Source organism: Mycobacterium paraffinicum (assembly GCF_001907675.1).
Taxonomy (GTDB): domain Bacteria; phylum Actinomycetota; class Actinomycetes; order Mycobacteriales; family Mycobacteriaceae; genus Mycobacterium; species Mycobacterium paraffinicum_A.
On the sequence record NZ_MPNT01000034.1, the window covers coordinates 1 to 12598 of the forward strand.

10 protein-coding genes and 2 pseudogenes are annotated in these 12598 nt (G+C 68.0%); 5 read left to right on the forward strand and 7 right to left on the reverse strand.

Features of this window, described 5'->3' with window-relative positions; all coding sequences use genetic code 11:
* From BRW65_RS32455 to BRW65_RS25525, 5 genes and pseudogenes are all read right to left on the reverse strand, one after another.
* Nucleotides 1–151 (reverse strand): annotated as a pseudogene (locus BRW65_RS32455) (SDR family oxidoreductase); the annotation flags it as partial.
* Between the two features lie 36 nt (nt 152–187).
* Complete coding sequence (locus BRW65_RS25510) at nt 188–952, reverse strand: DUF2127 domain-containing protein (protein ID WP_073879408.1); 765 nt, start codon at nt 950–952, stop codon at nt 188–190.
* A 45-nt stretch (nt 953–997) separates the two neighbouring features.
* Nucleotides 998–2386, reverse strand: coding sequence for an MmgE/PrpD family protein (locus BRW65_RS25515; protein ID WP_084187992.1), 1389 nt, complete (start codon nt 2384–2386; stop codon nt 998–1000).
* Nucleotides 2387–2496: 110 nt separating this feature from the next.
* Nucleotides 2497–3426 carry a LysR family transcriptional regulator gene (locus BRW65_RS25520; RefSeq protein ID WP_073879413.1) on the reverse strand — a complete coding sequence of 310 codons (930 nt, stop codon included), beginning with the start codon at nt 3424–3426 and terminating at the stop codon, nt 2497–2499.
* A gap of 9 nt (nt 3427–3435) precedes the next feature.
* The gene (locus BRW65_RS25525) at nt 3436–4299 is read right to left on the reverse strand and encodes a helix-turn-helix domain-containing protein (RefSeq protein ID WP_073879415.1); all 864 of its coding nucleotides are present in this window, start codon (nt 4297–4299) and stop codon (nt 3436–3438) included.
* Nucleotides 4300–4478: 179 nt separating this feature from the next.
* On the opposite strand from BRW65_RS25525, the gene BRW65_RS25530 reads away from it, so the two are divergent.
* The 4 genes from BRW65_RS25530 to BRW65_RS25545 all read left to right on the forward strand — a co-directional run bounded on the left by BRW65_RS25530 (nt 4479) and on the right by BRW65_RS25545 (nt 8137).
* Nucleotides 4479–4892: a nuclear transport factor 2 family protein gene (locus BRW65_RS25530; RefSeq protein WP_073879417.1), complete on the forward strand. Its 414-nt coding sequence runs from the start codon at nt 4479–4481 to the stop codon at nt 4890–4892.
* Entirely contained in the window at nt 4893–5711 is an 819-nt protein-coding gene (locus BRW65_RS25535) for an SDR family NAD(P)-dependent oxidoreductase (RefSeq protein WP_073879419.1), read from the forward strand.
* A gap of 374 nt (nt 5712–6085) precedes the next feature.
* A complete protein-coding gene (locus BRW65_RS25540) occupies nt 6086–7264 on the forward strand; it encodes a sodium:proton exchanger (RefSeq protein WP_244168208.1) in 1179 nt (392 codons plus the stop codon).
* Between the two features lie 36 nt (nt 7265–7300).
* Nucleotides 7301–8137, forward strand: a complete 837-nt coding sequence (locus BRW65_RS25545; RefSeq protein WP_073879423.1) for an SDR family oxidoreductase — start codon at nt 7301–7303, stop codon at nt 8135–8137.
* Between the two features lie 11 nt (nt 8138–8148).
* Here the strand turns inward: BRW65_RS25545 and BRW65_RS25550 are convergent, their stop codons facing one another.
* On the reverse strand, nt 8149–9915 hold the full coding sequence (locus BRW65_RS25550; RefSeq protein WP_073879425.1) for a SulP family inorganic anion transporter: 1767 nt from the start codon (nt 9913–9915) through the stop codon (nt 8149–8151).
* A pseudogene (locus tag BRW65_RS25555) lies at nt 9914–10998 on the reverse strand (sulfate ABC transporter substrate-binding protein); the annotation flags it as partial. The pseudogene BRW65_RS25555 and the gene BRW65_RS25550, both read right to left, overlap by 2 nt.
* Before the next feature lie 174 nt (nt 10999–11172).
* On the opposite strand from BRW65_RS25555, the gene BRW65_RS25560 reads away from it, so the two are divergent.
* A complete protein-coding gene (locus tag BRW65_RS25560) occupies nt 11173–12570 on the forward strand; it encodes a DUF2252 domain-containing protein (protein ID WP_073879427.1) in 1398 nt (465 codons plus the stop codon).
* The last annotated feature ends 28 nt before the right edge of the window (nt 12571–12598 follow it).

A 12598-nucleotide genomic window follows, 5' to 3' on the forward strand; every position in this document is an offset into this window, starting at 1 on the left:
CCTGTCGGCGGCCGTGCGGCGTCGACAGGTCGGCGACGATGTCGGCGTCCTTGATGTCGACGCCGATCACGGTGTGCCCGTCGGCCTTGAGCCGCTGCGCGGTCTCGTAGCCCATCCCGGACGCCGACCCGGTGACCGCATAAATGCCCATCGCTTTAGTTCTTACCAGCCGCGGTGGTCTCGGACCTCAGGTTCTGGTGGCGGCCTTCTCGACATCGAGCAGCTGCTCGCCGCGTCGTTCCTCGTCGTACGCTTCGCGGCCGCCCCGCAAGCCGAACAGGCGTTTCGAGAACAGCAGGTAGATGACGGCGGCCACGTTGATGGTGAAGGTGACCACGCGGGTCATCGTGATGCCCTTGGCCAGGTCGTGAATCTCCAGCGGCAGGAACACCGACGTGGCTATCACCGCGAAGTACTCACCCCAGCGCTTGAGCAGCCACAGGCCGACGCCTTCCACCACCTCGAGCAGCGCATAGGCGGCCAGCATCAGGGTCAGCAGGGCCAGCGTGGAGGGCTTGGCGGCCAGCGCCTTTTCGAGTTCGTGCACGACGGTCATCTGGTCGACCTTGAACCCGGCGGCACGGAAGATCGGCAGGTCGCGATCGAGGGTAGCCTGGATGGCGCCCCGCGCGCCGCGGAACTTCCACACCGCGTATGCGGCGAGCGCGATCACCACCGCGCGGAACAGGCGTTCCACCGCGAGCGTGCGGATGATGATCGCTTGGCGTAACGCCTTGCCGCGCATGATCATCGGCGCGTCTTCGGCTGGTCCCCGCCCGTGCGGCGCGCCGACGGTGAATTCACCGCACCGCAGGCAGCGCCACACCTCCCCAAGCCCGGTGGTGCCGCTCAGCCGCGCGGCGAGATCCTCCTCCTCGGGCGCATAGGTGGCGTGTCCCGCGATCGCGCAGGTAACCAGCTCCCACCGATTGATGCCCTGATCTTTGCGCATGGCCGATCATCGCACTGCCGGGCGCGGACCACGCAAGAGGGCGCGTCAGAACCGGGGACTGGTGCGCGGCCGTTGGGCGCGGGGGCTCACCGCCCCCAGGAGGCCGGTGAGTTCGGTGACCGTTATCTCGTCGAGGTGCTCGACCGCCGCGACGATGTCGGCCCGCAGCGCCTCCCCGGTGAAGGGTTCGGCTAGCCATCCGAACTTGTCGACGACGCGTACCCACGACATCGGCCGGGTCGGGGAGCCCTCGTAATCGTCTTGCTCCCGGTCGAATTCGCGTCCGTCGCGGGTCCGCAGGTGGACCCGGGCCGCGGTGCGGTTCGGATAGCCGGCGGTCAGGTCGGCGGCCGGTTCGACGTCGACGCGGGTCAACAGGTCTTGCACGTCGGCGCGTAGAACCCGCTCGGTTTCCAGCTGTTCGGGGCCCACCCCACCGTCGAGGAGCGCAACCGCGGCAAGGTACTTGAGGCTGTAGTCGGCCTGCTCCTTGGTGCGGGGGGCATCCTTGGCGCCGTAGGCGCCCCCGCCGGCGAAGTCATACGCGCCCTGGAAGACCTCGAGGGTCGCCCGCGCGATGTCCTCGCCGCGCAAGCCGTGCTCGCCGCGCAACGCCAAGATCGCGTCGATGACGACCTGGCCGTGGATCAGTGAGCAGTACTGCTTCAGGTAGGTCCGCTCGACGCAGGAAAGGCCGCGATCGGTGGTGACGAGATCGATGGGCTGGTCGAAGAGTTGGACCAGGCCGTGCGGACCCTCGAACAACGACTTGGGCCCGGTGACGCCGCGGGCGGCCAGCATGGTCGCGTAGACGGCGCGCATGCCGGTGATGGCCGGTGAGATGCCCTTCCAGTTCGAGACCGGCTCGGCGTGCACGGTCGCCAGCGAGACGTTGTCGGTCGCGGCGGCCGCGATGGCGTTGGCGGTGGCGTCGACCCTCAACCCGAGCAACTTGGCCGCGCCCGCCGCGACCGACATCGACAGCTGCAGCGCATGATTGAGCCCCCGCGCCATCACGGGTACCTGGGCGCTGAACCGGCATTGGACCTCGTAGGCGACCGCCAGGGCCAGCAGGAAATCGGCCCCGCTGGCGCCGGTGTGCTCCGCGACCGCCAAGACCGCGCCGAAGTTGTCGGCCGGATGGCAGAGCCCTCCGACAGTCAGATAGGTGTCCAGCAGGTCGGGATACCGCACCAACACCGCGTTGAAGAACGCGGCCTGGTCCACCGATGCCCGTCCGCCGCCCACCAGCGTGGCGGTGGGGACGCCGCTGAATTGATCGGTGTGCTCGCGAATGGTCGCAATCAGCTCCCCGTTCAGGGAACCGACGGCGCAGGCGATGCTGTCGAGCACGTTGCGCTTCAGCAGCGCCCGCGGCCGCCCCGTCAGATCCGCCGACTCCGCGCCGACGACGAATCCGGCCAGCTGATCCACAACGTAGTTCTCTGCCATGACTTTTCGCCTTCCGCGCTGCTCATTCCACTGAAGCGCAGCGCCGGGCGCCCGTCCAGAACCGTTCTCTTACCAGTGCTCGATGAGACTTCTCACCGCAGGTGAGGGTCGCCGGCCGGGGCCCACCACCGCCCGGCGGGCGGGGCCGGCCAGGCGCGGGTGCGCGCGATCGCCAGCAACGCGTCGACGGCGCCACGCACGCTGGCGCGGTCGTCGTCGCGGCGGTGCAACAGCGACCAGGTCCACAGCGGTACCGGTTCGGCGACGGGACGCTGCCCCAGACTCGGTGGCAGCGCCGCGGTATGGCGCTTCGGTGACGCGAGCACGGCCCCACCCACCTTGCGTACGTGCGCGTAAAACGCATCCCCGGTGATGCCGCCGTCGTCGATGTGCACGACGCGCGCGCCGACGGCGGCCGCGAACTCGGTGGCGTACCGGTTCCACGACGACCATGCCGACTCGTCGGCGTCGACGAGCACGCTGACCCGTTGTGCGGCAATGGGTTCCGTCGAGCTGGCGCCCGGCAGGACCGCGCGCAGCGGCTCCGTTCGCACCAGGTGCGCGACCAAGCCACGCTCACTGACCTGGTCGGCGGTCACCCACGCCAGGGCGATGTCCAGGGTGCCCTCGGCCACGCGGTCGGCTTGGGCGTGCGACGGCAGCACCCATTCGTCGAGGCGCAAGTCCGCCGCGGACCCCACCAGGGCGGTGATGTCATCGGGCAGCCAGCTGACGTACCCCAGGCGCACCGGCGTGCTGCGCGCCGCCGCCCGCTGGAGCCGGTGCTTGGCATCGTCGGCCAGCGTCAGGATGTGGCGCGCGTCCGGAAGGAAGGTGCGCCCGGCTTCGGTCAGCCGGACGCTGCGCCGGTCCCGCACGAACAAGTCGGCGCCCAGCTCGCGCTCCAGCGCGATGATCTGTTGCGAGAGCGCCGGTCCCGAGATGTGCACGCGTTGCGCGGCGCGGCCGAAGTGCAACTCCTCGGCGACGGCCACGAAATAGCGCAGCTGCCGCAATTCCATACGCGGAGCCTAGACCGCGCGATCGATCACGCCGGGCCGCGGCGGCGCCACGCTGATCGCGGTCGTTTCCTCGGTCAGGTGCTTACCGATGAGCCGGATCTGCCGCGCCGACAGCGGGCACAGCGGATGCACGGCCACCATCAGTGCCACCTGGCGGTGGTCGAAAACCGGTGCGGCGATGGTAACCACGGGTTGCTTGCGCCGGCCGGGGTTGTCGTCGGAGAGGAAGCCGATGGTGGTGAACTCGGCGAGCAACTGATCCATGATGTGGCGCACGGGTGTCGGCATCTCAGCGCTGTCCAACGTGCCGACCACCTGCACGGCCTGGGCCAGTGCGGGCGTCGTCCAGTCGACGTCGAAGCCGCGCTCCCTCGTGCGCGCCAGCACCTGCTCCAGGCGCCGGATGCGATCGGGGTTGTCGCCCGCACCGCGGCTGATCCATGCGCGTTGTCCGTTCTCGTCGTCCCACGCGGCGAGGGCCACCCCGAAGGGCGGAGCGTAAGGGATGCGATCGCCGGGTATCCCGGACGGTTGGGCGGCGGGCTCGCCCTCAAAGGCGGTGACCACCAACGAATCACCGAACCGCTCGACCACGGAGCAGGCATAGCCCACCTCGCGAGACAACCGCAGTGCCGCGGAGCGCGCCGCGTGCGCCAGCGGGCGGGCGGTGTCCGTTCGCGCCGCCACGACGGCCAGCGCCGGGCCCAGGGTGAACGTCTTGGCGACCGGGTCGCGGCTGGCCCACCCGCGGTCGCACAACGTCTTCAGGATCGCGTGCGCCGTCGCCTGGGTGAGATCGAGCTCGCGTACCACGTCGGAAAACCGCAGCCGCGCATTCCCCGACCGGGCCAGCAGCTCGACCACGTCGAGCACCCGGGCCGTCGGCGCAGACGTCGCTCCGCGAATGGCTTGACTCCTTTGCCGCACGATTTAGAGTTGAGCGGACATTCGAGATTCTATATCGACTATTCGAGAAGGCGTATGCTTTTGCTCGCTGCGGCGTTGAGCGACGGCCCGCCGCGCATCATGGTCCATCCGAACGGAGACCTGACATGACCGAACGTGATGACCGCCAGGACATCGGCGAGCTGCTGGTGCGCTACGCCACCGGGATAGACCGGCGCGACTGGTCGTTGTTCAGGACCGTATTCACCGAGGACTGCGAACTTGACTACGGCGAGATCGGCTCGTGGCGAGGTGTGGATGCCGTCACGGAGTTCATGGACACGACACACGCGATGGCGGGGCACACTCTGCACCGCTTGACCAACCAGGCCATTACGGTCGACGGCGACAGCGCGTCGGCCCGCACCTATGTCGACGCGGTAATCATGTTCGGCGACAACCAATCCGGCGTCAACGCGTGGGGCTTCTACGACGACGACATCGTCCGGGCCGGTGACGGCTGGCGCATTGCGCGCCGCCGATTCACCCCGGTGCGCATCACCACATTCGGGGGCCCTTAGATGTCATTCGCAGGCAGGTACGGACCGTGGGCGCTGGTGGCGGGCGCCTCTGACGGAGTGGGCGCGGCATTCGCGCGCGGGCTCGCCGAGCGGGGCGTCAACGTGGTGCTGATCGCCCGTCGGCAGGCCGTCCTCGACGAAGTGGCGGCCAAGATCCGCGACGATACGGCGGTGTCCACCCGTACCCTCGCCATCGACCTCGCCGAACCGGGCGCGGCGACGGCGATCGTGGGGGCCACCAGCGACCTGGAGGTCGGCTTCCTCGTGTACTGCGCGGGCGCCGACCCCAACTTCGAGCCGTTCCTGGCCAATCCGATCGAAGTCGCCGAAGCGATGGTGCAGCGCAACTGCATGGTGCCGATGCAACTGTGTCATCACTTCGCCGCGCCGATGGTCGAACGGGGCCGCGGCGGCATCGTGTTGTTCGGGTCCGGGGCCGGCCTGGCCGGTGGCGCCAACATGGTCGCGTACGGCGCGACGAAGGCATTCGACATGGTGTTCGCCGAAGCGCTCTGGGCCGAGTTGCACGACAAGGGCGTCGACGTCCTGGGCCTCATCCTGGGCAAGACCGACACGCCCGCGTTGCGGCGACTCGAGCACAGCCGCGGGCAGATCGGCTCGCTCGACGACGTACCGCCGGGCGCGGCCACAGTGACGGACGTGATCGCCGAGGCGTTCGGAAACCTGGGCAACGGGCCGACGCTGATGGTCGGTGACATGATGCGCGCGGCCGAACAACTGCTGGCGTCGCTAACCCGCAACCAGGCCGTCGAGCTTTTCGCGCAAGCCGCGGCGGCCGCCATGGGACCGGACAATTAGTGACTACCTCCCCCGCTCGCGGGCCGTCATACTGCACTGGGGCGGATTTCCCTCCGAAAGGTTTGCCAAACTTCGAAATCAGGGCAGCCTAACTTTTCAGCCGCGCCCATCTGGCCAGCAAAGATAAGCTGCGGTGCGTCAACCCGCCGCCGATCGATGGCGTTGCTGGCGGCCCGCTTCACGGGTAGTTTAGGGAGGCGTTAGGCACGGCTAATCCACCGGGAGCAGCCGCTCCAATCGCCACCCCTCCCGATCGAAAGACGACGATGCTCGGCACCGACAGGCCCGCGGTCACGACCGCGACGGCAGAACGGTCGCGGAGTCTCACCTTGACTCGTTCGGGTTTGATCACCGCGGCGTTCGTCGCCCCCGCGATGATCATCCGCATCGTCGGCCTGCATCCCGACCCGGTCGTCGCACTGCTGATCTACGGGGCGGCGGTCGTCTCGGCGAGCTTCTTGCTGGCCTGGGCGGCGGAGACCGCACAGATCGATGTCTCCGGTGGGCTGGCGACGGCGATCCTCGCGTTGATCGCGGTGCTGCCCGAATACGCCGTCGACCTGTACTACGCGTACGTCTCCGGCCACAACGCCGAGTACACGCAATACGCCGCGGCCAACATGACGGGCTCGAACCGGTTGCTGATGGGTCTGGGGTGGCCCGTCGTGGTGTTGGTGAGCATCGTCGTGGCGCGCAAGGCGGGCGCGAAGAACACCACCGGTCTGGCGCTGCAACCGACCAACCGCGTCGAACTCGGGTTCCTCATGGTCGCCGGCGTCATCGCCTTCGCGATACCGGCGAGCGGCCAGATTCATTTCGGGTTGGGGCTGGCGCTGCTCGCCTGGTTCGGGTTCTACCTCTATAAGGTCAGCCACGGCGACGTCGAAGAGCCCGATCTGATCGGGACCGCCGCCGCCCTCGGGGAGCTGCCCGACCGGGGGCGGCGCATCCTCGTCGTCGGCCTCTTCCTGCTCTCCGGCGCCGTGATTCTGCTGTGCGCCAAGCCCTTCGCCGACAACTTGGTCGCCGCGGGCACCGAGCTGGGCATCGACCGGTTCCTGCTCGTCCAGTGGCTGGCCCCGCTCGCGTCCGAGGCCCCTGAATTCATCGTCGCCACCATCTTCGCCGCCCGCGGCAAGGGCACGGCGGCCATCGCCACCCTGATCTCCTCCAAGGTCAACCAATGGACGCTGCTCATCGGGTCACTGCCGGTCGCCCACCTGCTGGGCGGCGGCGGATTCTCGCTGCAGCTGGACTCACGTCAGATCGAAGAGGTGCTCCTCACGGCCACCCAGACCATGATGGGAGTGGCGCTGCTGCTGGCGCTGCGGTTCCACCGCGCCGCGGCGTGCACGCTGCTGGCCTTGTTCGTCGTGCAATTCCCGATCGCCTCGACGCATGGCCGGCTGCTGCTCTGTGCCGTCTACACCGTGGTGGCGGTCGTCGCGCTGATCCGCTACCGCCGTTACGTGGCGGCCACCCTGCGGGCGCCGTTCTTCGGGACGGCCCTCCGGCACAGCGGTCACCCGCACCATTCGGAGCCAGACGCCTAGCGCCCAGTGATCGCCCGGCCGTATACGGTCCACGGTATGAATCGAGTTTCGGTGATCACCGGCGGCGCGGGTGGCATGGGTCTGGCCACGGCCAGGATCGTCGGCCGCGACCACACCCTGGTCCTCTGCGACGTCAGGCAGGACCGGCTCAAGGCGGCGGCCGCAGCGCTCGAGGCGCTCGGGATGACGCCGACGGCCGTCGACTGCGACGTCACCGACCGGGCTGCCGTCGATGACCTGCTCGAAACGGCGCAGGGTCTCGGGACGCTCGCCTCGGTCATCCACACCGCGGGTGTGAGCCCGAGCATGGGCCCCGCCGACTATGTCATGCGGACCAACGCGCTCGGCACGCTCAACGTCAACGAGGCGTTCTACGCCGCGGCCGGCGAGGGCGCCGTGATCGTCAACGTGGCCTCGATGGCGGCCCACATTCTTCCCGCGGAAATGGTTCCGGTGGACCAATTTCCGCTCGCGCTGCGCGACGCCGACGCCTTCCTGGACGCCCTGATGACGACGTGCGACATCGTGCCCGAGGAAGCGCGGTCCGGCATCGCCTACGCGGTCAGCAAGAGCTTTGTGAAGTGGTACAGCCAGTCGCAGGCGGAGAGGTTCAACGGGCGCGCGCTGCGCATCGTCTCGGTTTCACCGGGCTCGATCGACACCGAGATGGGCAGGCTCGAGGAGCAGGCGGGCGCGGGCGCAATGGTCACCAACGCCGCGGTCCCGCGGTGGGGCAAGGCCGAGGAGATGGCCGAACTGCTCGCCTTCTGCGCCAGTGACAAGGCGGGCTACCTCACCGGCACCGACATCCTCAGCGACGGCGGCGTCATCGCCTCGATGACCGAGCGGGCGCGGGCGGCCGCCGCCGGCTGAGCCCGCCGGCGTCAGACCAGGTAGTAGAGCTGCGGGTGCGGGGCGATTTCGGCCGGCGCCGTGAGCGGCGCCGGCCCGTCGATCTTGTGGTTCGCGTAGCGCACCGCTTTGAGTGTGGCCGAGAACTCCTCGTCCTCCTCGGGGAAGACCTGCTCGGCGGGGAACCAGCTTTGGAACCCGACATTGTGCAACATGCCGAGCGTGTCCGGACGCACCCCGGCGAGCAGAATCGTCACGCCGCGCGCGGTCTCGTCGCGCAGGAAATGCTCGATGCGTTCGATGCAGACGACGTCGGGATGCCGCACCCGTTTCAGCCGCACCACCACGAACCTGATGCCTTCGTCAGCGACCCGTCGGCTGATCTCGGAAAGGTAGCGATCCAGCTCCGGCGCGGCGCCGAAGAACAACTCACCCTCAAGGTCGTAGATGACGATCGAGGGATCCACCGAGTCTCCGGGAATACGTTCGCGCACAACGCGTTCCGGCGTGACGACGAGTTCGCGCGCCTTCAGCTTCGCCGCGCGCGGCACGAACAGCAGGATCGACAGGACGACACCGAGCAGCACCGATTTGTCCAGATCGATCGCCACGCCGGTGAACGCGGTGACGACGACCAACCCGGCGTCGTACTTCGACGCCTTGAGCGTGTAGACCAGGCGCCTGAAGTCGACCAGCCGCGCCGCGGTCACCAATAGCAGCCCGGCCAGCGCCGCCTGCGGGACGTACCGCAGCAGCGGTGCGAACAACAGCAGCGCCGCGGCCACCGTTGCGGCCGAGACGATTCCAGAGAACCGCGTACGGGCTCCGGCCTGGAAGTTGATGGCCGACCGCGACAGCGAACCCGAGCCCGGCAGGCTTTGAAAGAAGCCGCCGGCAAGGTTGGCCAGGCCTTCGGCCATGATCTGCCGGTTGTAGTCGATCTGCTGGTTGGTTTGATAGGCAATGGCTTTGGCGATCGAGAGCGCCTCGATGATGCCGACGAAGGCGATCGCCAGCGCGCCCGACGACAAGTGCGGCAGCCAGCCGGTGTGCACCTCGGGGACGTGCACGGTGGGCAGGCTGCGCGGGATCTTGGCGGCGACCGCGACGGCGGTATGTCCGTTCGAGCCCGGAACCGACCAGCCCGCCAAATACGCGATCAATGCGGTGACGATCAGCACGGCGAGCATGTCGATCTGCGGCCACCGATAGCGCTGCACCAGCTTCCGCAGAACCACGGCCAGCACCACCGCCGCGGCGCTCAGCGTCAGGGCCCGGTAGTTGATGTGGTCACCGTGCGTCAACGTCAGCCACACGCGACGCAGAACCTGCATGTGGCCGTTGCCCTTGTCCCGCACGCCGAGCGCGTTGCCCAGCTGGCCGATGGCCAGCAGAAACGCTGCTGCCGCCATGAAGCCGATGATCACCGACTCGGATATGTAGCGGGTCAGATTGCCCAGCTTGAACAAGCTGATCACGATCTGGAACGCCCCCACCAGCACGGCCAACAGGAACAGCCCCTCGAACAGTTCGGTCGCGTTCTCCGGGTCGATGAACGCCAGTGCCGTGAACACCAGCAGCGAGATGGCGCTCGTCGGCCCGTTGATCAGATGCGACGACGACCCGAAGACCGAAGCGGCGATCGTCACGACGATCGCCGAATACACACCGAACCGGGGATCCACCCCGGCGATCAGCGCGTAGGCCATCGCCTGGGGAAACGAAATCGCGGCGACGGTGAGCCCGGCGATCAGGTCGTGCCGACCCTTCACCAGGTCGTAATTGAAGGCGATGGCCACCGCGCCGGTCTTCCGCTAGGTTCCCGACACCGCGCCCGGCGGCGCGGAGATCGCGTCGAGGATTCCGTTGGTGCCGAAGAACTGTTCTCGCGCGTCGGCCCAGTCCTTGGCTATGGCGCCGATCGGGAAGAGGGCCAGCGGCGGCAGCCGATCCGCGTGTCGGGCAAGGATTTCCGGCTTGAACGGCCGATAGCCGTACTGCGCCACCTGCTCTTGCCCCGCGTCGGTGAACAGGTAGTCGAGGTAGGCCTTCGCGTAGCCGGCCGTCTTCGCGTCCGTGACGTTGGCGTCCACCCACGCGACCGCGGGCTCGGCAAGGATGCTGACCGGCGGATAGACGAGCTCGAGTTCGTCCTTGTTGGCCGTGACCTCGCGCAGCGCTTCGTTCTCCCATGTGAGCTGCACGTCGCCTACCCTCGCCAGGGTGAAGCTGTCGCCGGCGCTCCGGGCGCCGGCATCGGAGACGGCTACGTGCCGCAACAGCGTCCGCACGTAGTCGGCCGCCTGGGCGTGGCCGCCGCCGCGGGTGGTGACCGAACCCCAGGCCGCCAGCACGCTGAGCTGGCCGTTGCCCGAGCTGCGCGGGTTGGGCGTCACCACGGACACGTCACTCTTGATCAGGTCAGCCCAGTCGTGGACGCCCTTGGGATTGCCCTTGCGGACGACGAAGACGATGGTCGAGGTGTAGGGCACCGAATGATTCGGCAACCGCCGCTGCCAGTCGGCCGCGACCAGCCCCCGCTTGCTCAGCGTGTCGATGTCGCTGATCAACGCCAGCGACACCACGCTGGCTCGTTGGCTGCCGTCCAGGACGCTGCGCAGCTGCCGCCCCGATCCACCGTGAGACTCCTTGATGTCGAGGGTGATTCCGGAGCGTGCGCGGTATTCGGCGACGAACGCCCGATCGACGGCGGCGTACAGCTCGCGCGTCGGATCGTAGGAGACGTTGAGGATCCGGTTGGCCCCCTGGGGGGAGGCGTACTTGACCGCGATCACCCCGGCCGCAACGACGACGGCCACAACACCGAGGACTGTGAGCCAGTCGACCCGCAACAGCGGGAGTGTCGGACGCGCGTCCAGCATCCAGGCGTCCTCCCGCGGCAATGGCCCAGCCAGGTTCGTTGGAGCCAAACTTTTTAAGCATGTTAACGATCGGCCCACCCGGGTGCAGCGGTGAGAATCAGCCTGAAAATAAGTGCACGCGATCGGAGCGTCAAAGCCGACCGCGGTCGCGGCACCGCTGCCTATGCTGAGCCGATGCCGCAACGGGTGCTGCGTGAACGCCTGATCGATCTGGAAGAGCCTGACAGGGACGTGGCGCGCGGCCGGGCGCTGCGCAAGACCGTCCCGCGGCGCACCCTGGCACAGCTGACTTTGTCCGGCCGCTCCGCAACCGAAATCCTGGTCGCTCAAAACACTGGGCGTCTAGGCGATCTCGTGCCACTGCGGTTCGCGCGAATGCTCACCGACCCGTTCTCGTTCTACCGCGGGTCGGCGGCGGTCATGGCGGCCGACCTGGGCGCCAGCCCGTCGAGCGGCATCGAAGTGATGTGCTGCGGTGACGCCCACGTGTCCAACTTCGGCATGTATGCGGCGCCGCACCGCTCAATAGTGTTCGACCTGAACGACTTCGACGAGGCGGCCGTCGCTCCGGCGGAATGGGACGTCAAGCGCCTGATCACCAGCGCGATCGTCGGCGGCCGCCACGCGGGTTATCGCGCAAAAGCCATCCGCCGTTGCGTCGAGCAGGCGCTGGTCGGCTATCAAACCAGCCTGCGGGCGACGCTCGCGATGAACGTGTTGGACCGCTACTACCTGCGGGTCGAACCGGAGCGGGACAAGGCACAGGTGTCCAAGGGCCTGGTCGACGTGATGCAGAGGACGGCATCCCGGGCGCGCAGCAGGACGTCGGCGCGAGTCTTCAAACAGCTCACCGAGATTGGCGCCGACGGCACGCCGCGGCTACGGGAGGACGCGCCGGTCTTGCGGCACGTCGACGAGGACATCGAAGCCGTGCTGACGGAATCCATACAGGAGTATCTGACCACCGTGCCCGCGGACGTCGCGCTGCTGCTGTCGCACTTCCGCGTCACCGATATGGCGCTGCGGGTGGTCGGCGTCGGCAGCGTCGGCACCCGGTGCTACTTGGTCATCCTGGTCGGTCCCAACCGCACCCCGTTGATCCTGCAGATCAAGGAAGCGAACCGATCGGTGCTCGACGAATACGGCGGTTGGCCCCAGCCCGACACGCTGGGGGCCGCCGTCGAGGCCGGGGGCCAGGGCATGCGCGTGGTCGACGGCCAGCGAATGCTGCAGGCGATGTCCGACGTATTCCTCGGCGCCACGCGCAAGGACGGCCGCGATTACTACGTCCGTCAGTTCCACGACATGAAGGGCACGGTCGAGACGGAGGGCATGGGAGCCGCCACTTTCCGCGACTACGTCACGGCCTGCGCGGTGCTGTTGGCGCGGGCGCATTCGCAAAGCGCGAATGCGTCGTTGCTGCGCGGCTACGTCGGCACCAGCGCCTCCGTGCACGACGCGGTTGCCGAGTGGTGTTACGCGTACGCGGATAAGTCGCTCGACGATTTCCACCAATTGCGGGCCGCGGCCGCGGCCGGCGACATCGAGGTGGCCGCGGATCCCGTCCGGTAATCAATCAATTGATAGTATTTATGCCGGT

Excerpts from the sequence above, each read along its gene's own strand:
- BRW65_RS25510 (WP_073879408.1), bottom strand. The coding sequence starts at position 952 with ATGCGCAAAGATCAGGGCATCAATCGGTGGGAGCTGGTTACCTGCGCG.
- BRW65_RS25520 (WP_073879413.1), bottom strand. The coding sequence starts at position 3,426 with ATGGAATTGCGGCAGCTGCGCTATTTCGTGGCCGTCGCCGAGGAGTTG.
- BRW65_RS25530 (WP_073879417.1), top strand. The coding sequence starts at position 4,479 with ATGACCGAACGTGATGACCGCCAGGACATCGGCGAGCTGCTGGTGCGC.
- BRW65_RS25535 (WP_073879419.1), top strand. The coding sequence starts at position 4,893 with ATGTCATTCGCAGGCAGGTACGGACCGTGGGCGCTGGTGGCGGGCGCC.
- BRW65_RS25540 (WP_244168208.1), top strand. The coding sequence starts at position 6,086 with ATGATCATCCGCATCGTCGGCCTGCATCCCGACCCGGTCGTCGCACTG.
- BRW65_RS25545 (WP_073879423.1), top strand. The coding sequence starts at position 7,301 with ATGAATCGAGTTTCGGTGATCACCGGCGGCGCGGGTGGCATGGGTCTG.
- BRW65_RS25560 (WP_073879427.1), top strand. The coding sequence starts at position 11,173 with ATGCCGCAACGGGTGCTGCGTGAACGCCTGATCGATCTGGAAGAGCCT.